Source organism: Clostridium liquoris (genome assembly GCF_002995785.1).
GTDB lineage: Bacteria > Bacillota > Clostridia > Clostridiales > Clostridiaceae > Clostridium_AO > Clostridium_AO liquoris.
This window is the reverse complement of sequence record NZ_PVXO01000002.1, coordinates 23,606-43,546: the sequence shown is the minus strand read 5'-3', so window position 1 is coordinate 43,546 and position 19,941 is coordinate 23,606. Positions and strand designations below refer to the sequence as shown.

19 protein-coding genes and 1 pseudogene are annotated in these 19,941 nt (G+C 29.4%); 3 read left to right on the top strand and 17 right to left on the bottom strand.

The genetic code is table 11. The features are described from left to right. Positions 1-113: 113 nt before the first annotated feature. The 3 genes from CLLI_RS00225 to murI form a co-directional block, all read right to left on the bottom strand. On the bottom strand, positions 114-1,904 hold the full coding sequence (locus CLLI_RS00225) for an N-acetylmuramoyl-L-alanine amidase (RefSeq protein WP_106062278.1): 1,791 nt from the start codon (positions 1,902-1,904) through the stop codon (positions 114-116). Positions 1,905-2,147: 243 nt separating this feature from the next. Next, positions 2,148-2,492, bottom strand: coding sequence for a DUF3870 domain-containing protein (locus CLLI_RS00220; RefSeq protein ID WP_106062277.1), 345 nt, complete (start codon positions 2,490-2,492; stop codon positions 2,148-2,150). Positions 2,493-2,678: 186 nt separating this feature from the next. After that, on the bottom strand, positions 2,679-3,464 hold the full coding sequence (gene murI, locus CLLI_RS00215; protein ID WP_106062276.1) for a glutamate racemase: 786 nt from the start codon (positions 3,462-3,464) through the stop codon (positions 2,679-2,681). Positions 3,465-3,771: 307 nt separating this feature from the next. Here murI and CLLI_RS00210 point away from each other — a divergent pair, with 307 nt between their 5' ends. Then, complete coding sequence (locus CLLI_RS00210) at positions 3,772-4,413, top strand: MBL fold metallo-hydrolase (protein WP_106062275.1); 642 nt, start codon at positions 3,772-3,774, stop codon at positions 4,411-4,413. Between the two features lie 39 nt (positions 4,414-4,452). On the opposite strand, the gene CLLI_RS00205 is transcribed toward CLLI_RS00210, so the two are convergent. The 4 genes from CLLI_RS00205 to CLLI_RS00190 form a co-directional block, all read right to left on the bottom strand. Continuing rightward, the gene (locus CLLI_RS00205; protein ID WP_106062274.1) at positions 4,453-4,818 is read right to left on the bottom strand and encodes an ArsR/SmtB family transcription factor; all 366 of its coding nucleotides are present in this window, start codon (positions 4,816-4,818) and stop codon (positions 4,453-4,455) included. A gap of 74 nt (positions 4,819-4,892) precedes the next feature. Beyond that, positions 4,893-7,094, bottom strand: coding sequence for a Mur ligase family protein (locus tag CLLI_RS00200; RefSeq protein WP_106062273.1), 2,202 nt, complete (start codon positions 7,092-7,094; stop codon positions 4,893-4,895). Between the two features lie 69 nt (positions 7,095-7,163). Then, on the bottom strand, positions 7,164-7,673 hold the full coding sequence (gene nrdG, locus CLLI_RS00195) for an anaerobic ribonucleoside-triphosphate reductase activating protein (protein WP_106062272.1): 510 nt from the start codon (positions 7,671-7,673) through the stop codon (positions 7,164-7,166). A gap of 2 nt (positions 7,674-7,675) precedes the next feature. Next, positions 7,676-9,793, bottom strand: a complete 2,118-nt coding sequence (locus CLLI_RS00190; RefSeq protein WP_106062271.1) for an anaerobic ribonucleoside triphosphate reductase — start codon at positions 9,791-9,793, stop codon at positions 7,676-7,678. A 313-nt stretch (positions 9,794-10,106) separates the two neighbouring features. Here CLLI_RS00190 and CLLI_RS00185 point away from each other — a divergent pair, with 313 nt between their 5' ends. Then, positions 10,107-11,108 (top strand): DUF3048 domain-containing protein, encoded by a 1,002-nt coding sequence (locus CLLI_RS00185; RefSeq protein ID WP_170063610.1) that lies wholly within the window; start codon positions 10,107-10,109, stop codon positions 11,106-11,108. 104 nt (positions 11,109-11,212) lie between these two features. Here the strand turns inward: CLLI_RS00185 and CLLI_RS00180 are convergent, their stop codons facing one another. After that, on the bottom strand, positions 11,213-12,307 hold the full coding sequence (locus CLLI_RS00180) for a sensor domain-containing diguanylate cyclase (RefSeq protein WP_106062269.1): 1,095 nt from the start codon (positions 12,305-12,307) through the stop codon (positions 11,213-11,215). Between the two features lie 186 nt (positions 12,308-12,493). Between CLLI_RS00180 and CLLI_RS14390 the strand changes: the two genes are divergently transcribed. Next, on the top strand, positions 12,494-12,670 hold the full coding sequence (locus CLLI_RS14390; RefSeq protein WP_170063609.1) for a hypothetical protein: 177 nt from the start codon (positions 12,494-12,496) through the stop codon (positions 12,668-12,670). Positions 12,671-12,706: 36 nt separating this feature from the next. Here the strand turns inward: CLLI_RS14390 and CLLI_RS00175 are convergent, their stop codons facing one another. From CLLI_RS00175 to CLLI_RS00135, 9 genes and pseudogenes are all read right to left on the bottom strand, one after another. Further along, positions 12,707-12,898 (bottom strand): ferredoxin, encoded by a 192-nt coding sequence (locus CLLI_RS00175; protein ID WP_106062268.1) that lies wholly within the window; start codon positions 12,896-12,898, stop codon positions 12,707-12,709. 144 nt (positions 12,899-13,042) lie between these two features. Further along, on the bottom strand, positions 13,043-13,888 hold the full coding sequence (locus CLLI_RS00170; protein WP_106062267.1) for an Mrp/NBP35 family ATP-binding protein: 846 nt from the start codon (positions 13,886-13,888) through the stop codon (positions 13,043-13,045). A gap of 65 nt (positions 13,889-13,953) precedes the next feature. After that, on the bottom strand, positions 13,954-14,796 hold the full coding sequence (locus CLLI_RS00165) for a YhfM domain-containing protein (RefSeq protein WP_242975481.1): 843 nt from the start codon (positions 14,794-14,796) through the stop codon (positions 13,954-13,956). A gap of 18 nt (positions 14,797-14,814) precedes the next feature. After that, positions 14,815-15,591 (bottom strand): prolipoprotein diacylglyceryl transferase, encoded by a 777-nt coding sequence (locus CLLI_RS00160; RefSeq protein ID WP_106062266.1) that lies wholly within the window; start codon positions 15,589-15,591, stop codon positions 14,815-14,817. 122 nt (positions 15,592-15,713) lie between these two features. Further along, the gene (locus CLLI_RS00155) at positions 15,714-16,304 is read right to left on the bottom strand and encodes a PsbP-related protein (RefSeq protein WP_146127060.1); all 591 of its coding nucleotides are present in this window, start codon (positions 16,302-16,304) and stop codon (positions 15,714-15,716) included. A gap of 118 nt (positions 16,305-16,422) precedes the next feature. Then, positions 16,423-17,613, bottom strand: coding sequence for a DUF7922 domain-containing protein (locus CLLI_RS00150; RefSeq protein WP_106062265.1), 1,191 nt, complete (start codon positions 17,611-17,613; stop codon positions 16,423-16,425). Between the two features lie 90 nt (positions 17,614-17,703). Beyond that, positions 17,704-18,540: a 16S rRNA (adenine(1518)-N(6)/adenine(1519)-N(6))-dimethyltransferase RsmA gene (gene rsmA / locus CLLI_RS00145; RefSeq protein WP_106062264.1), complete on the bottom strand. Its 837-nt coding sequence runs from the start codon at positions 18,538-18,540 to the stop codon at positions 17,704-17,706. 1 nt (position 18,541) lies between these two features. After that, positions 18,542-19,084 (bottom strand): ribonuclease M5, encoded by a 543-nt coding sequence (gene rnmV / locus CLLI_RS00140; RefSeq protein ID WP_106062263.1) that lies wholly within the window; start codon positions 19,082-19,084, stop codon positions 18,542-18,544. 222 nt (positions 19,085-19,306) lie between these two features. Continuing rightward, positions 19,307-19,843: pseudogene (locus tag CLLI_RS00135) on the bottom strand (RNA-guided endonuclease InsQ/TnpB family protein); the annotation flags it as partial. Positions 19,844-19,941 lie beyond the last annotated feature (98 nt).

Below are 19,941 nucleotides of genomic sequence, written 5' to 3'. Positions count from 1 at the left end.
GTATAGTAATATCAACTTACATTATAATGGATTTTTTATGTATGTGGGAGATACTTTTTGTATCTCCTTTTAATTTTTTAAGCAGTAATTATTACTACTTTTGCCTACTAAAATTATACTCTAAGTCCTAGAGCTTTCAATATTCCATTAGCTATAGCTTCTGCACATTTATTTTGGAAAGCATCATTGTTTAAATTTTTCTCCCCTGTTGGATTAGATATAAATTCCAGTTCCGTAAGGATAGCCGGACAATATGTATTTTTTAATACATAAAAACCTGCAGTTTTTATTCCTCTATTGGTAGTACCTAATTCTTTTATAAGTTTATCCTGAACATATGAAGCTAGCTTTTGGCCATCTGGACTTCCACTATCATAAAAAGTTTCTGTACCATTAGCAGCAGCTACATCATTGGAATTACAATGTATAGCTACAAAATAATTTGCTTTTGCACCATTGGAAATATCACATCTTTTTTGAAGATCTTTTACCTCTACTGATGGCCATGAAACGCTATCATTAGCCCTTGTATAGACTACCTTTACGCCTTTGCTTTGAAGAATGTTTCCCACTTTAAGTGCTACTGATAGTGTAACATCTTTTTCTTTTACCTTTGAAGGCCCAACAGCTCCAGAATCATACCCTCCATGGCCAGGATCTATGCATACCACATATCTGCTATCTACCTTAGGTGTTACAAGTAAAGTTAAACTAACAGTGCCTTTATATCCATCAATGGTTCCCTTATAAACATAGGTTCCCGTTTTGCTTGTATCTATGGATGTATTATTCCAAGTTGCAGGAACTTCTACAATATTGCCATCCTTTGCTTTAGCTTTAACTTTATCTGGCAATGTATATTTTCCTCCTTCAGTTACATTATGCATTATATCTTCCACAGAAACATATTTTATTGACTCTTCTACACCTTCTAATTCTTTAAATCTAATAATACCGGCAGCTATAGCTTCACCATATTTATTTTGTATATCAGCACTGCCTAGCTTTTTTTCTTCCTCTGGGTTGTTTAAAAATCCCAAAACAACTTTAGTTGATGGTACATTAATAGATGTTAACTCTGGATAGCTTCCTGTCTTTATTCTTCTATCCCTAATACCTGTATAGGAAACTATTTTTTTCTGTATATTATCTGCCAACTTTTCACCTTTTGAGTTTCCACTAAGATAATAAGTTTCCACTCCATTGGCATCATTATTCCCTGCCGTATTACAATGAATACTTACAACATAATCTACGTATTCTATGTTGGATATTGCAAAACGGGATTTCATATCATCCTTTCCCCAATTAATATTATCATCTTTTCTTGTATAAACTACCCTTATTCCACTTTGTTCTAATATGCTGCCAGCCTTTAACGCAACATTTAAATCTACGTCCTTTTCCATTACACCGCTAGGACCCGTGATTCCAGAATCATTTCCTCCATGTCCTGGGTCTATACATACAACAAAATCCTTATCTTCTAGTTTAGGTGTTATGTCTTCTTTGATAGTAAATTTCATTTTCACTGGCTTTGATAACGATTTACCTGATAACTTTTGTACATTTCCAGTTACTATTAAGAAGTAACTCTTGCCAGCTTCATATTTATAATTGTCTTTTAAAGAAACTTGTACAGTTTTATTATCTTCAGCAATTTGTATATTCATAGGAATGGTTTGTCCATTTTCACTTGTAACATAAATATTACTTTCATTTACACTACTTCTTTTTAATTCACTATTAAATTTTATAATCCAAGTCTTATTTTGTTCCACTTTCCCCTTAGAAGGCCATATCTGATAGTCTGAGGCTGCTTTTACTTCCCCCATGTTTAAAAGCAAAAATGCCACCAGAAAAAATGTAAAGATTGCTATGGATTTTATTCTTTCCCCTTTCAAATAACCACCTCACTTATATTTAAAAATTAAAATGGTATTTCATATTACATGAATAAATGAAACCTTAAAAAAGTGTAAAGCCTTTTTTTAGTTGACAGTTGACAGAGGACAATTGACAGTTAAGGATAATTTTTCTCCATTATCATTAGGTCAAATTTTAAATTTGCAGGTAAGTAAGAAATAATAGTTGCGGTGAAAATTCAGCTTTGCTGAATTTCTTCATAAACTCTTACTTTTTACTTATTAGCTCTTATCTAATTTATTATGCTTTTTAATTTCAATTAAGAATTTATTATGAGCATCCTTTAAAGCCACTGTTAAAGCTTTTTGTGCTGTACCTAAAAATCTTTCATGTATTTCATTTATCATCACTTCTAAATCATTTAAAAAATTATATCCTACAAGTATAGATCTTATAAAATCTGTTGTTGAATTGCTAATTGTATTGCAGGTTATATCTATAATAGTGCCATCATCCTTATTAACTATTACCCCTAGAAAGAAACAATTATACATTATTGTAATTGGATCAGTGCTATTAGATCTAGATATGCCTGTTATGTATATAGTATTTTTACCATAATTCACTTAGTACCACCCCTTAATCTCTAATATATAGTTAAATTATACACTAGTTTTTCAGCTGTAAACTACTGACTATTTAAAATAAATTAAATTAATTTATTAGAGTAAGCGTTAGCCCATTATATTAAAAGAATTCAGACTGTTAATTATATATAAACAGTCTGAATCCTTTTTCTGAAAATATATTTATCATTCTCTATATTGTATTATCTCCTGAGGCATTTGTAGCTTTAACATATTCATTATTGAATGGTACTGATCCTGGCTTCCTGAAGTGTATATTTTAAAGTACTTATCCCCTTCTTCTTTAAGTAATCCCTCTTCTCTCAAATAGTTCTTTATTGCCTCTGCTTGTTGAAAAGCTGGATTTATAAAGTTAATATTAGGATAACATTCCTGGAATAAATCCATTAATATTGGATAATGAGTACACCCTAATATTATTGTATCTACATTACCTGCTTCAATTATCTTATCTATATGACCCTTTATTATTTTCTTAACTTGTTCTTTATCTATCTTTCCACTGTCAACGATTGCAGCAAGCTCACTTGATCCTCTTCCAAATACTTTTATATCCCCTAACATCTTATCATAATATCCACTGTTAACTGTAAAATTAGTGGCTATTAGACCTACCTTGTCCTTTTTTAATGTATTCTTAATATTATCCACTACTGGATCAATTATTTTAATGATTTTCACATCATAATCCTTGCTTATCATGTCAATTATAGTAGATATTGTATTGCAGGCTACAGCGATAACCTTTACATCTTCACTTATAAGGAATTCTATCATCCTTCTGGTTAAAGCTATAATTTCTTCTTGGGTCTTATTTCCATAAGGTACATTCTTGTTGTCTCCAAAATATATTATATTTTCCTTTGGCAAAAGCTTCTGAAGTTCTTTTACGGTAGTAAGCCCTCCTACCCCTGAATCCATTACTCCTATTGCACTGTTTCTTTTTATCATGATAATCCCCTCCACAAAAAAATATAAGCCGCTTCCCTGTTAAATCAGAAAACCGGCTTCATTATATTTCTATATACAAAATTTTATGTAATCATTATTTGTATACCAATATAATGAACAGTAGATATTAGATTCTTTTGAGAATATTGTAACAAAAGATAAGCATTTTGTCAATTATTTTGTTTTTTTATGTTTTCAGAATATTGGCTTGCCTAATCATTATATATTCTTATTATCAATTATTATATTAATAATTAAATTTAGGATATAATAAATAGTATAAAATAACATTATAGAGGTGTAGATTATGGAGATAAAATGGCTAGGACACTCTTCTTTTCTTATCAAAGATTCCAATGGGAGAACTATTTTGACAGACCCTTTTGATGATTCTATAGGATATAGCACTTTTTCAGGAGATGTAGATATAGTAACAATTAGCCACCATCATTTTGATCATGATTATACAAAAGAAATTTCCTCAAAAGATGCAAAAGTAATTGATAAAGTAGGAAACTTTTATATTTGTGACATTGCCATACAAGGTATACCTTCCTATCATGATGAAGTAAAAGGTGCAAAAAGAGGAGAAAATACTATATATCTATTTCAAGTTGATGGATATAAGTTATGCCATCTAGGGGATTTAGGATATGTTCCATCTATAGAGGAACTTAAAGATATAGGGAATGTAGATATATTATTTATTCCCGTAGGAGGACATTATACCATAGATGGAAAGGAAGCTTTACAGATAACAAAATTAATTAAAAATCACATTATAATACCAATGCATTATAAAACTCCTTCTCTTACTTTTCCTTTAGATGGGCTTGAAAATTTTCTTAAACATATGAAAAACGCCCATAAAATAAACAGTAATTCTATAACCATTAGTGGGGATTTAAATGACTTAGAAAACCATGTAGTAATATTAGATTATGAGTAAGCTCCATATGATGGTATAATTAAAGAGTCATTTGACTCTTTAATTATGCTCTACATGTTCTAATCCTGAATTAAAAATTTGACTTATGTGCTCATCATCTAACGAATAAAATACTGTTTTGCCTTCTTTTCTAAATTTAACTAATCTAGCAGATTTCAATATCCTTAATTGATGGGATATAGATGATTGGCTCATATCTAATAATTCTGCAATATCGCAAACGCATAATTCCTTAGTAAATAACGCGTATATTATCTTGATTCTGGTATAATCACCCAAAACCTTAAATAACTCTGATAGTTTTATAAAGGTTTCATTATCCAGCATATTCTTTTTCACACAATTAACACAGTCATCATGGATTTTACAACAGCTGCAAACCTCTATTTCTTCAGTATCTTTCATCTTTTCACCTCAATATACCAAAATATCTTCATATGTATTATATATTCTTTTGGTTTTTTATTCAACTTTATCAACTAATGTGAAAAATCTAAGCCTTCACCTATCTTATCCATGCCTTTACTTTCTAAATATAAATTTATGGTTTCTATTATTAACCCTAAGCACTGAGTAAATAATACTATTACTTCTCCTTGTATAGCCCTCTCCATAGCATATACTATGGCATCTTCTTCTTTATATATTATTTGTAAGTTTTCCGGACTAAATCCCTTGTTTAATGCTCCTTCTTTTATAAGTAATGCACTTTCACCCTTTTTCCTTGACCTTAGATCTGCCTGCTCTCTTATTATTATGTGATTGCTGTGCTCTGCAGATATTTGCCCTAATTCTTTTATGTATTTATCCATTCTGTCCCCTGGAGCTGCTATTATAGCAGTTATCTTGCTTGGTTTTAAAGCTTCTGCTATGCTAAACACTTCTCTAAAAGCCTGACTGTTATGTCCATAATCTAAAATTATTTTGTATTTATTCATATCTATTATATTTTGTCTTCCCGGATTTATATATAAATCACACTGAGTGTTATTTATTATCCTTATGATATCTTCTATATTGTTATGTATAGAATAAACCGCTGCTATAGAACTCATTACATTCATAATATTACTTTTGGATTTTCCATAATGAGTAAATGGTATTCTGCTTACGTCTACAATCTTATTCTTTTTTCCATCTATGTAGTATACTATAAAACTATCTTCAAGATATAATGCCTCTTTTCCTTCCTTTATATGATTCTTTATAAAGTTGTTCTTCTCAATATTAAATAGGCATACCTTTATATCTTTATTAAAATTAAACATATAACTTAACTCTTCTTGAGCTTTTAATATAGCCTTCCCTCCTGGCTTTAGCTCATTTATAACAGTGGATTTCACCTGTATTAAATCCTCTATATTCTTTGTTCCCTCCATGCCTATGTGGTCTTCTGATATAGATGTTATTATACCAACAGACCCTTGTTCATAGCCAAGACCATTTCTAGCAATCCCTCCTCGAGCAGTTTCCAAAACGCATGCTTCTACTTCCCCATTAGTTAATAACTCCCTAGCACTTAAAAACCCCGTAGTATCTCCTTTCTTTATTTTATTAAAATCTACAAAAATTCCTTCTGTAGATGCCATACCTGTCTTATATCCCAGTTTGCTCATAATATAATGAATAAGCCTTGTGGTTGTAGTTTTTCCATTGGTTCCCGTAACAGATATTATTGGGATTAACCCCACCTGTTCCCTTATATTATCCACAAAAAAACTTATTACTTCTTCCTCTGTTTGAAATAATTCCATATAAAATGCAGAACCTAAATCTATAACTTTCAGCTTATTTTCGTCAAAGTTATCCTCATATAAATCTACATACATAAATTCAATTTTAAATACATTATAAACTTTATTAATTAATTCCTTAATATTATCATGTATCTTTTCATTTTCTAATTTTATATAATCTCCCTGTTCCTGTGTTTTAAAAACTAAAATATTTTTACCCTTATATGCAATAACCCTATAATCCATAGATCCGTGGTAAACCATTGCGCTGCCATACATATCTATTATATTATTTACTGTAGTTTTTAATTGTTTTAAGCTTTTGCAAATAAATTGCATATTATCCTTTTTATATATATTTATAACATTTACCGGATAACTCATATTCAATAGATAATCTTTTTTCAAATTGTATAAAATTTTCATATCTACTTTAGGTAAATTATTATATCTTAAAAGTTCAAATAAGCTTTTTCTATTCATTGTTTGTGCTACTTTAACCACATTTTCATAACTCTGATATTCAGGGCTAATAATTATAGATTTAGCTCCATATCCTAACTGAAACAGTCCCTCTGAAAGTTCAATATTAGGTATCCCCATATTTTCTGCAGCTTTAACAATGTTTTTTAAAAAACTTTTATGAAGAAACTTATTTATCTTCTTTTTAATAATTTCCTGGCTCACATTCTCTTCTAAGAGATTATATATTATATAATTTGAAATATCTTCTTCAGTATAAGTAACCCATACATGTATATGAGTTTTATCTTCCTCCATATCAATAAACTTTTCATAATATCCTATAGATGCAGAAATATTAATATAGCTGTTTATATATTCTTTTAATTCTTTCTTTGAACTGTTTTCTATTCCAATTCTTAATAACCTTTTTTGGTCTTTTATATTATTTCCTTGAAAAAATTTAACAGAAAAAATATGCATAATCTCACCACCAAAAACTTATTATAGCTATAAGTTTTTGATTTTCCTGCGAAATTATGCATTACCTTTTTAATCTACATTATAGATAGTTATATTATTATTTTTTAGACTTTCTTTTACATCTATAATCCTTTGATTACTGGAGCCTCTATATCTTAAATCCTTTGCAGCCTTTTCTTCTTCAAATCTGCCATCTACTAAAACATCTATGCTGCTTATCAATTCTCTCCAGCCCTTATTATTTAGGTTATCTAATATATATTCCAAAGTATATCCTGTATAACACCAAATATTAAGTCCTTCACTTTTAACCGCCCATGCTAGCTTATACAATGTATCAGCCTGTTCAAAGGGCTCTCCCCCTGAAAAGGTCACTCCCTTTATTAAAGGCATATTGTTTTTTATCCTTAATAAAATCTCTTGTATACAAACCTTTTCTCCATAGCAAAAATCTTGCATGGCTTTATTATGGCATCCCTTGCAATTATGATGACAACCAGAAAGAAATAATACCGCTCTTAATCCCTTTCCATTTACCAAAGAATTATCTAAAAAACCTGCTACTTGAAGTACATCCATTTTTAATTCCTCACATCATAGGAATGTATTCCATGGGTATGGGATATTCTATCTTTTCTTTCCGCTACCTTACCTGCTCCAAACCTTTCGTCTAGGCTTAAATATCCTGTAACTCTAGATATACCTTGAATATTTGAGCTTCCACAATGATGACAGCTGATTTCAGTATTTTGGAGATATGTACCACAACCTCTACAGTATTTTATATGAAAATTTATTCCTATATAGTTTATATTAGTGCTTTCATATGCGTAATTTAATATATCCATTATTACATCCTCTGTTGGGTAATCATCTAGTTCTATATATGTAATATGTCCTCCATTGCATATTTTATGATATGGAGCTTCTATATCTATTTTGTCTTTTATAGAAATAGGGTATCCCACTGGAATATGGAAGCTGTTAGTATAATAATTTTTATCTGTAACACCCTTTATTTCTCCAAAAATCTTCTTATCCTGCAAAATAAACTTACCACTTAATCCTTCTGCTGGGGTAGCATAACAGCTCCAATTTAAATGAGTTTCTTCTGTAGTTCTATCTGTAAATTCTCTTATATAATTTACAATTTTCAAACCCAACTCTCTTCCTTTTTCTGATTCACCATGATGTTCTCCAATCAAAGCGGTTAAAGTTTCTGCAAGGCCAATAAAACCTATAGCCCAAGTTCCTTGTTTTAAAATTGAATCTATGCTGTCTTCTGGTGATAAATTCTCAGAACCTTTCATTAATCCCTGTCCAGCTACAAAAGGTAAATCCTTTATCCTAAGTCTCTTAAGCACTTCATATCTATGTAACAAAGATTCCTTAGCCAAGTTTAATCTATTTTCTAAAAGTACAAAGAATTTGTCTATATCTCCCTTAGACAGTATTCCTAACCTAGGCAAATTAATAGTGGCTGGAGCTATATTACCTCTCCCTTTTACTGTAGGCTCTCCATTTATATTGGATTGTACTCTAGTTCTACAACCCATAGTTGCTGGCAAATATCCCTTTTCATAGTATTCTAGATTAAAATCAGAATCTATATTCATAAATGTTGGGTTCATTCTTTTGCTGGCTACTCTGCATGCTAGTTTAAATAAGTAATAATACGGATCCCCTGGATTTTTATTTACACCTTTTTTCACCCTAAAAATAATATTAGGGAAAATTGGCTGCTCACCTTTTCCTAAACCTTTTTCATATTCTTTTAAGAATATTTCACACACAAGTGCTGCATCTTTTGTCTGAGGAATACCTATATTTATTGAACTAAAAGGCACCTGGGAACCTGCTCTTGAATGCATTGTATTTAGATTATATACTATGCCCTGCATCGCCTGGCTTACATTCTTTCTTAATCTTTTTTCCACTAACTTTTCTATTTTTAAATTGTCCAAATTCATTTCTGATAATTCTTCTCTTATGTCATCCCTTGTTGGTTCCACAAATACAGACATATCATTGTCGAAATCAGGATGAGATTGTCCTCCGAACATATCATTTTGGGTGGATTGTAAAAGAATACATGATAATTCGCAAGCTGATTCTATTCTTCTTGGAGGTCTTATATATCCATATCCTGTATTAAATCCTCTAAGTAAAATTTCCTTAGTGGGTATATGTAAACAATTTGTAGTTAAATTGTAACTATCTAAATCATGATAATATATATCTCCATTTTCATGTGCCTTTGCTAAGTGCTTAGGCATTGTAGATAAATTATACCATTTATTGGATTCACTAGCTATTCTTAATAACTTAGATGAAAAATTGTTTCCTACATTGGCATTATCTCTATCTGTTTCTACACCTATTTTTTCTATTGCTTTCATTAAATCAGATTTTATTTCTCTTATTTTAGTTCTTTCTTTTCTATAACTTGCATAAGCTATTCCTATTTCTTTATAACTATTTTCTAAAAGGGTTTTTTCTACTATATTTTGAATTTCTTCAACAGAAATTTCTTCTACTTCAATATCTTCTAACTTTTTTATTATCTTTTGAGTTATATCTATAAGTTCACTTTCCTTTAGATTATACCCCATTTCTTCAGAAGCACCCTTTATAGCATTGGTAATCTTTGTTGAATGAAAAGGTGTCTTCCTTCCATCTCTTTTTACAACATGTAGCACAACTAATTCCCCCTAACTACTATATATTGTGTATGCACCATGACATTATACTATGGCAAATTATTTTAAGCAATTTTAAGAATAACATTGAAATGATAATATACCTGGTTACTACTCATTACCTTCTTATTCTTCATTTTCTTATACCTATGATGACGTTGATATTTTAAAAATAGAGAATTTAGTATATACATTACTTTAAATGAAATAAATGCAAATAATTCTACACTAAATAGATATTTATTAATTTGCGCTAAATGGTAATTTATGTATACAATAAAGTTGAACTAATTATAGACTGGAGGAAATGATTATGAAAAAACTTATATCTTTATTCCTATGCTTACCACTTATGATTTTTAGCAGCTGCAGCAAAAGCTCTGAAAAGAAAACCAATATTAAAAACCAGGATCCTGCTGCAAAGGTTGAGGAGGAATATTTTTCTCCCTATACAGGAGAAAAAATTACAAAGGAAACATATAATAAAATTCCATTCATGGTGATAATAGAAAATTCAAAGGATGCCCGTCCTCAATCTGGATTAATTAATGCTGATATAGTATATGAGACCATGGCAGAAGGCGGAATTCCTAGATTTATTGCCTTATACCACAAAGAAGATTCTGAAAAAATTGGTCCTGTAAGAAGCGCTAGGCCTTACTTTCTAGATATAGCTATAGAAAATAAACTTCCCTTCGCTCATTGTGGATATAGTGAGGAAGCTAAAGAAAGAATAGAGAAGGAAAACCTGCCAAGTTTAAATGAGTTTAAATATGGAAATGCCTATTGGAGAGATAAAAATAGAATATACGAACATAGCCTTTATACCTCTTCTTCTAAATTAAGGGGTTTAATAAAGGAAAAAAATATTTCTATTACCCCAAAATCCTCCCTTAAATTTAATAAAGATTATTGGCAAACCAATAATCTTCCTGCTGCTGCTAGTGCAACATTAAAACTTAATAAATATTATACTACTTCTTATATCTATAAAAATGGATTGTATTATAAGTATATTTCATCAGATCAATGTCTAAACAGAGAAGATTCGGCACCCTTAACAGCAAGCAATATTATAATCCAAATAACAGATATAACATTACAAAAAGATGGTTTACATCTAGATATAAAACTTATAGGAGAAGGGGAAGCCTATATTATAAGCAATGGTAAATTTGTTAAATGCAAATGGTTTAAAAAGGATTCTAATTCCAATACTATTTTATTGGATGAGCAGAATAAGGAAATACCTCTATCCCCCGGAAAAACTTGGTGGAATATTATAGATAAAAAATCTCAAATAGAAATTAAATAAAAAAGACGAGAAATCGTCTTTTTTATTGAAAATTAAAGGATATCCAATTAGTTTCTGTTGTTGCCGCTGGTCTATTCTGTATATTTTAAATAAACAACTTAACTTTATACATTGCAGTGCCATATTTTTTTGTACTTATACATCTGTCTATCCACTTTTATTAATATATCATCTGGAGATATATTATTTCTATCCGTGACACAATATACGCCATAGCTGAAATCCAAATTAGTATTATGTAAATTTAAATCACTTAATGTATCTCTAATTTCCTCCATCTTATTGCGAGATTCTTCTAAGCTATAATTCTTTAGCAGTATTATAAATTCATCTCCTGCTATTCTAGCGCATATATGTTCTTTAGAAATATTATTTTTTAATACTTCTGCAAAAGCTTTTAATACGCTGTCTCCAACATTATGACCGTAGGTATCATTAATAAATTTAAAATTATTAATATCTATAGCTACCACTGATAGCATAGTACCTTGATTTTTTACTATATCTACCCCGCTGTAAAAGATATCTTTAAAACGTCTTCTATTTATAAGACCCGTAAGTTCATCATAATTTGCCATATATCTTAGCTTCTTTTGTGTTAAGGAATTCTTTAGTACTAATTCCAATTCATTTTTTATGTAATCCATAAACATCCTATCTTCTTCGGTAAAAGTTTTATTATAGCTTGTACTATCAATGTTTAATAATCCTATTAAGCTATTATCTATATACAATGGAGAACTTATAGTACAACTAATATCCAAAGCATTATTTTTTATTAATTTATTGTTTTTTTCTTTACTTAGAAAGTTTTCATCAAATTTAGAAGGATTTTTTATAATTATACTGCCTTTAGATTTTATATTGTTTATAAATAGCTCTTCCTTTGTAAGTGAAATATCCTGTAATACTTTGGGATAACCTACTAATGTTTTATAATAAAATCTATTATTATCTTCTAATATGAGTATGCTTCCTTTAGATGCATAAGGAATTAGATTTATGGATACATTTAATATTCTAGAATATATTTCTTCTTCATTATCAGTATTACTTATGGTATATGAAACATCATATAATGTTTCCCTTATTTTCTTTATTGTCTTGATATACTTTTTCATTTTCTTAATTCTTATTAACTGTATGAAGATCATACCTATAGATAATATCAACAAGAAAATTAGCAGCTCTTTGCCCATATCTTCCTCCAATTTATACCACGTTTTCAATTAAAATTATATCTCTATTAAATTTAATTTACAACTAGACTTTACACTATTATTGTGAGTTTAATCAATTTAACTTATATATTCATATATACATTTAGGTTAAATTAATTAAATATGTAAATACTATTAATGATAATTATTAAGGAGGGGCAGTAAATGATAGGCAAAGTAATAGACATGAACAATACAGAAGCTTTCGTAAGTTTTGAGAATGGAACAACTACGGGTGTAAGCAAATTTAGCCTCCCTCAAAATGTAAAGATAGGAGATTCAGTAAATATAGATCCTAATGCTACAAGGCTTACTAATGACAAATTAGTTGATTTCTTCTAAAAAAATAAGGAGAAACTTTTCTCCTTATTTTTAATATTATTCTTCTACTGAAATTGCATTTGTTGGACAGCTTGTTTCTGCTTCTTTAGCTGCATCCTCAGATCCACCTGGAACATCCTCTGCTATAGCCTTAGCCTTTCCATCATCATCCATTTCAAAAACATCTGATGCTATTGATGGACATAGCCCACATCCTATACAGGCCTCCTTATTTATAAAAGCTCTCATTGCTGATTACCTCCTTTTTAATATAAAAATACTGTTACGTATATATTTTTCCCCCATTGCGTTTTATTTATAACAATACTAGTATGGTAAATATAACAAAACCATATAACCTCTATATAAAAGACTATATGGTTTGCATTTTTATTACTTACATAACCTTTTAAAGCTATCTAGTAGTTTATTATATTCTTCATACTGGCTTACAAACTTTTCAGCTTCACCTTTTTCCATGCTTTCTACTAAATTTAGATTTATTGGCATTTCAGAAATCAATGGAATTCCTAAGTACTTAGCTTGTTCTTCTGCGGATTTTTTGCTGAATACTCTTATTTTTTCACCACATTTTTCACATTGAACATAAGACATATTTTCTACTACGCCCAATATATTTACATTTAGCTTTTCTGCCATTATTACAACCTTTTTTACTATCATAGAAACCATTTCTTGTGGAGTAGAAACTACCACCATTCCCTCTAAGGGGATACTTTGCATTATAGTTAAAGCTACATCTCCTGTCCCTGGCGGCATATCAATAAGCAAGTAATCTAAATCCCCCCATTCAGTATCCGTATACATTTGTGTTAAAACTCCTGTAATAACAGGGCCCCTCCATATAACAGGCTGTTCTTCCTCTTCAGTTAATAAATTTAAAGAAATAACCTTTATCCCAAAAGAAGTTTCCACAGGTACAAACTTAACTTCTTCAGTATTTCCTATTTGATATATCTCTGCTCTCTTTTCATTTATGCCAAAGAATCTTGGCATTGATGGTCCTGTTATATCTCCATCTAAAACTCCAACCTTATATCCAGCTTTTCTTAATTGGACTGCTAATATTCCAGTAACTGTAGATTTCCCAACTCCACCTTTACCACTAATTACTCCAATTATATTTTTTATTCTACCATATTTAGGAACTAATTTAGAACAACTGGATTCTTTACTATCACATTTCCCTTTACTTGGACAACTATCACAATTACTCATAAGTCTTCCTCCTAACTATCTTCTTTATGTGAATGCCTTAATAATTATAGCACTAACAAGTATCTTTAAAATCCATCTGGTTTACTATTGTATACTCCTATATCCCAACTTCTGTTTACATATTCAGCTTTTATATAATATTTAGTTTCACTTTTTTCTGTTCTATCATAAAAAGTTATAGTTGATTTATATAGAAGTCGCTTATATCCCTGAGTTTTTACTGTCATCAATACATTATATTTAGAATTATCTCCCTCTACTAAATTTGCATTAGTATATTTATCTTTTAGTTTACCTTTAAAATCCTCTAGATCTGTAGAAAGAATAAATTTTGCTATATCTATATCTTCATCTAAGTTAATTCCTATACTTTTGTTACTCTTAGTATCCTTTAAATATTCATTTAAGGTTTTTAGAATTGAATTATAATATATATCCGTAAAATCTTTAGGAATTCTTATATTCCAAAAGTTTTTTATTATATCATTATCTATTCTCTTTGAAACTATATATATTTTATCATCACTATATAAGTTCCCTCCGTTTGACTTATCTAACCCTGCAACATAATTAAACTTATGAACTTTATTATGACCTTCATGCATCTCAAAGACATAATCAGGTTTTAAAGTTGATTTTTCCTTTACTTCCTTAGCAGAGGATAAGATTTCATAAAGCTCCTGGATAGCCTTTTTATCTGTTACAACAAATCTATATCCTTGATCTCTAGTATTCTGTATAACTATTTTTTCTATTTTATTTTGTTTTATATATTCAAAATCATTATTTTTTAGCCCTAACTTTACTTTCATTGAATCCAATTTACTACAACCGGTAAAACATAAACTAAAAATCAATATTACTGCTAATATAATACTTCTATTAATTCTATTTGTTCCCTTAAACAATCTATTTAACCTCCTAGGTTAATTGAAAATATTTTTATTATCAGTTTTTAATTTTTTAAATCTATCTAAATTAAAGATGATAATTCCTATTATTATTGCAAATAAACTTATAAATTGGGAGGTAGATAGTGCTCCTACTTTTCCCCTAGGATCATCTCTGAAAAATTCTATTATTATTCTGCCAATTCCATATATTATGATATAAGCTGAAAATATTCTACCGTCTTTTCTTTCTTTCCTATTATACCATAATAAAAATAAGGCTAGGGAAAAATCAAAAACAGCTGAGTAAAGTTGAGTGGGATGTCTTGTTACTCCGGCAGAAACAAAAGGAGAGTTAGTAAACTCAATTCCTATTGGTAATGTTGTTGGTTTTCCATAACAACATCCTGCAAGGAAACAGCCTATTCTTCCAAATCCTTGGGCCAATGGAATAGATGGAATTACTATATCAAACATCTTTAATGTTTCCCATTTCTTTTTTTTGCAAAATAAATATACTGCTAAGGCTCCTCCAATTATAGCACCATATATTACAAACCCATTCCCTATATCTTTCAATATAGAAGGATCTTCAATTATATTTTTAATATCAGTTATAATATATAGTAATTTACCGCCTAATACTCCGGAAATTATAGCAACTATAGACATATTAAAAATATCGTCTTCATTATAGCCCTTATTTTTAATTCTATAGTTCAATAATAATAATGCTGATAAAATACCTATTGCTATCATTGTTCCATATCCATATATATCTTTCCCTAATACTTGGAATAATACTGGTTTCATATTTATAATTTCCTCCTGCGTAATAAATCACTTAGTAGTAAAACTTTAATAATATTATAACACATAAAATAAACAATATTTATACTTTATTTTTAATATTAATTACCTTTATTCCTATTTTGCTATTGATTTTTGTAATTTAAAGTTTGTACTATTGTTTTAAATATAGCCGGCATATTCTCCTTAAAGTTATCCTGACGTACGAAAAATGAAAATCTAAATAGCCTATCATCATTTTTTATAAAGTATTCGTAACTCTCAAATTTTGCATTTTGGGAGTTTTCAATTGTATATTCTACCAAGTACCAATCCTTATTATTTATTGAAATTACTTTAGCCTTATAATTACTAATTATATTTTGTATTTTTGATATTTCCTCACTTTTTTTAAGGAATTCTTTTAAATCTTCTTTCATATTCCACACTTCTACAAAACCATGTATTTTCAAATCATTAGATTGGAAATCATTATGATAAATTATTTCATTTCCTTCAAATGCTTTCTCACTGGTAGTCCACTCAGCAGGCAGCTTATATGTTAGCTCTTGGTTTAAAGCTTTATACTCTTTTAATGAATTGATATTACTTTGCATTAAAGTAGTTAATTTCATTCTATCCTTAAATTCATTTTGTATGCTAAACATTACAACCATGAGCCCTATTATAATTATTGAAACTCCTAATCTCTTCTTATTTAATATAATAACTTTCATACTAATCATACCCCTCTTTATATTAAGAAGTGAAATCCACCTCCATAATTCTCTAATATTAAAGTATATGATAATGATTTCGAAAATATTAACAAAAATAGGTATGCATTTTGCATACCTATTTAACAGGAATCAATATAGTAGAAGCCCTGAAATCATAGAACATTAGCCAATAACCTTCGCATCCATATCTTCCTGACTTAGCTGGTACCCAGGTTACAAATCCAGATTTTCCACCAAAAGGCTGATCCTTTACAGACTTTCCACCAGGTATACCATATACTAAATATTTCATTTTACCTTCATTATCACATTTATATCCTACAAAATAATGTCCATAAGGTCTTATATAATTATAATAGTTTATCATGGGATAGTAAATCACTGAATATTTGTTATAATCAGATATATAATACATTTCATTTACATCTTTTATAGGCACTTTATACCATACACATTTTTTTATATCTATTATTTCCCCTTTTACTTCTTCAAGATCCTTAGCTATTGCCTTGAAAAATTCCCCTGTTTTACCCTTTGGCCATTTTTCATATCCTTTATAATCTCTACTATATTCATTTGATACTATTATATTTTCCTCGGCTGCCTCTTTTCCCTTTGATATATCATCTGATATATTGTCTTTTATTTCTTCTTTCATATCCATAACTTGTACAGTAGTCTCTTCTTTCTGTACAGTAGTATCTTCTTTTTTCTGTTCAGCTTCAGTTATGTCAACTCTTAAATCTTCCCCCTGCTGTCTTGCTTGCTCGATACTTTCTTCATACTTATCAAATATACTCTTTTCTTCATCTATTTTTACTTCATCTATTTTTACTTCATCTATCTTTTCTTCCTCTGCTTTTTCTTCCCTAGCCATGACTTCAATTATTTCATATTCTCTCCACTTAGGTATATCTGATGTTAAAAACCCACTAAGTACTGATATTATATTCTTATCTAATAATTTAACTATGGCTGCCCCTGATACATTATCCATTGACATACCTGTATCTGCTATGTTATCAGCTAAGTATTCATAGGATACATCAGCCCTTCCGTAGTTATCTATGTTCAATTCTCCTATTTTTATTATTTTATTAATATCTTTTTTCCCTAGTATTAGCGCCATGTAGTAAGGTGCTAATTCCTTCTTTAAGTTTTGAACATAATAAGATACCTTACACTTATCATTCCTTAATTCTAATTTAACGTAACCTGTAGGCAGTTTATCGGAAGCAAGGGCATATCCTCTTTCATCTTCTTGCAATATAATAAAGTATCTACTATAACTCTTTTTTTGTGCCAACTTAATTTACCTCCATATATTTTATTCATTATAATATATGAGGTATTATTCAAAAAGTGAACAACAACAGTGAAAAGTTACAAAAGATTTTTATAATAATTCATTTATACAGTCTGATAACCTTCCAAATTCATCTATTGATAATGTTTCTCCTCTTCTTTTGGGGTCTATTTCTGCTTCTCCTAAAGCTTTTTCTAATAAATCCTTATTTATTCCTAAACTTTTAAGAGCATTCCACAAGGTTTTTCTTCTCATATTAAAGGATGCCCTAACTATTTTAAAGAATAACTCCTGATTTTTAACTTTAACCTTTGGTTCATCTAATCTATCTAATCTAATAACTATGGACTCTACTCTCGGCTTAGGCATAAAAGAGGATGGCGATACTTTCCTTATTATCTTTATATCACAATAATATTGTACTAATAATGATAATGCTCCATATTCTTTAGTATTTGGCTTTGCTGCTATTCTTTCTCCTACTTCCTTTTGAATCATTATAGTTAAGGATTTAAATTTATAATGTCCATTTAATAACTTAGCAATTATGGGCGTGGTTACATAGTATGGTAAATTGGCTACTAACTTTACAGATTGCTCTTCTCCAATTATTTCATTGAAATCAACCTTTAAAGCATCTTTATTTATAAGCTGGAAATTTTCATAGTCTTTTAGCTCTTCTTTTAGTATAGGTACTAAATCCGAATCTAATTCTATTGCCATAACCTTTTTAGCTGCTTTAAGAAGTTCCTTAGTTAACGTACCTACTCCTGGACCTATTTCTATAATAAAATCATTATTATTTATTTCTGCTCCTTCTACAATGTCTGTTAAAACCTGTGAATCTATTAAAAAATTTTGTCCTAGGCTTTTAGTAAATTTAAAATTATACTTATTTACTATTTCTTTAGTACTATTTTTCTCCATACTAATTCTCCTTATCAATAATTTCTATAGCCTTTATAAATTCCTCTTTTGTTATACCATAATTATTAAGTCTAGTTAGAAACTGAGCTGTATTACAGTAGCCTATTCTAAGAATCCTTCCTAACTTTTCTCTTTTCTCCTTAGCTTTATTATTACCACAAAGCCCAAAATACATCATATCCTGTATATTAAACTCAATTCTCTTCTCCTTTACTTCAAATTTAGCAGCCTCTAATGCATTGATTATACTTTCAGGAGATGCATTTTCCACTCCTATATCCCCATCCTTTAATCCCTCATTTTTAGAAATATAAGCATGTTTTACTCCGGCAACTCTTTTCGATATTATTTTTCTGATTTTTTCCCCAGCAAAATCTGGATCTGTTAGAATTATAACTCCTTGTCTCTTTTGAGCTTCCTTTATTCTTTCTATGACTTTCCCATTTATACCAAAACCGCCTACTGCTATAACTTCTGCATCTACAGCTCTTTTTACAGCGGTAACATCATCTCTTCCTTCCACTACAATAACTTCCTTAATCATGGTTCCCGTTACCAAAACTCTATAAAACTCTATAAGAAGATTATATAAGTTTAAAGTTTTGTTTCTTTCCTACTTCATAATGTCCGATTTTGCCCATTTTATTACCTCCTGCAAAAAGGTTAAATTGCGGCTACCTTCGTTTGTGTAACACTCCATAGGCTTTGTTACCTAATAAGGTAATGGGTTGTAACGATTACCCAATTTAGTTAATCTTTTAAGTGATTATACTAAATCATAGTTTGCAAGGTTGTAACTAGCATTTTTATCTCTATCACAAATAAAACCACAACTACATTTATAAGTTCTATCTGAAAGTTTTAAATCTTTTTTGATAGTACCACAATGACTGCAAGTTTTACTTGAAGGATAAAATGTAGGTACTTGAACAAATTTGATACCATACTTTTCACATTTATATTTTATTTGATTAAGAAATATATTAAATCCTTGCTCTGCTATTGCCTTTGATAAGTGTTTATTCTTCATCATATTAGATACTTTTAAATTCTCCATAACTATCCTATATGGTTTGGCTTTCACCATTTTGGAGGTAGTTTGGTGTATATGATTTAATCTAATATTTTTAATTTTACTATGAAGTTTTTTAATCTTCTTTTCAAGTTTTACAATGTTCTTAGTCTTTTGGTAACTCTCTCCTTTCTTATTCATAATATATTTTCTTGAACATTGTCTTTGAAGCCTTTTTAACTTTTTGCTTAGTTTTTTAACTTTATTTGCTCTTGTGTTGGATATAGCCTTATATTTAATGCTTTTATCATGTTTTATCACCTCACTTTGCTATTTATTATATCAGTATGTTCAATAACTTATTTTATATAATATTTCGAGGTGATTCT

Excerpts from the sequence above, each read along its gene's own strand:
- murI (WP_106062276.1), bottom strand. The coding sequence starts at position 3,464 with ATGATAAAAAGAAACAGTGCAATAGGAGTAATGGATTCAGGGGTAGGA.
- CLLI_RS00210 (WP_106062275.1), top strand. The coding sequence starts at position 3,772 with ATGGAGATAAAATGGCTAGGACACTCTTCTTTTCTTATCAAAGATTCC.
- CLLI_RS00205 (WP_106062274.1), bottom strand. The coding sequence starts at position 4,818 with ATGAAAGATACTGAAGAAATAGAGGTTTGCAGCTGTTGTAAAATCCAT.
- CLLI_RS00200 (WP_106062273.1), bottom strand. The coding sequence starts at position 7,094 with ATGCATATTTTTTCTGTTAAATTTTTTCAAGGAAATAATATAAAAGAC.
- nrdG (WP_106062272.1), bottom strand. The coding sequence starts at position 7,673 with ATGGATGTACTTCAAGTAGCAGGTTTTTTAGATAATTCTTTGGTAAAT.
- CLLI_RS00185 (WP_170063610.1), top strand. The coding sequence starts at position 10,107 with ATGAAAAAACTTATATCTTTATTCCTATGCTTACCACTTATGATTTTT.
- CLLI_RS00180 (WP_106062269.1), bottom strand. The coding sequence starts at position 12,307 with ATGGGCAAAGAGCTGCTAATTTTCTTGTTGATATTATCTATAGGTATG.
- CLLI_RS14390 (WP_170063609.1), top strand. The coding sequence starts at position 12,494 with ATGATAGGCAAAGTAATAGACATGAACAATACAGAAGCTTTCGTAAGT.
- CLLI_RS00175 (WP_106062268.1), bottom strand. The coding sequence starts at position 12,898 with ATGAGAGCTTTTATAAATAAGGAGGCCTGTATAGGATGTGGGCTATGT.
- CLLI_RS00170 (WP_106062267.1), bottom strand. The coding sequence starts at position 13,888 with ATGAGTAATTGTGATAGTTGTCCAAGTAAAGGGAAATGTGATAGTAAA.
- CLLI_RS00160 (WP_106062266.1), bottom strand. The coding sequence starts at position 15,591 with ATGAAACCAGTATTATTCCAAGTATTAGGGAAAGATATATATGGATAT.
- CLLI_RS00155 (WP_146127060.1), bottom strand. The coding sequence starts at position 16,304 with ATGAAAGTTATTATATTAAATAAGAAGAGATTAGGAGTTTCAATAATT.
- rsmA (WP_106062264.1), bottom strand. The coding sequence starts at position 18,540 with ATGGAGAAAAATAGTACTAAAGAAATAGTAAATAAGTATAATTTTAAA.
- rnmV (WP_106062263.1), bottom strand. The coding sequence starts at position 19,084 with ATGATTAAGGAAGTTATTGTAGTGGAAGGAAGAGATGATGTTACCGCT.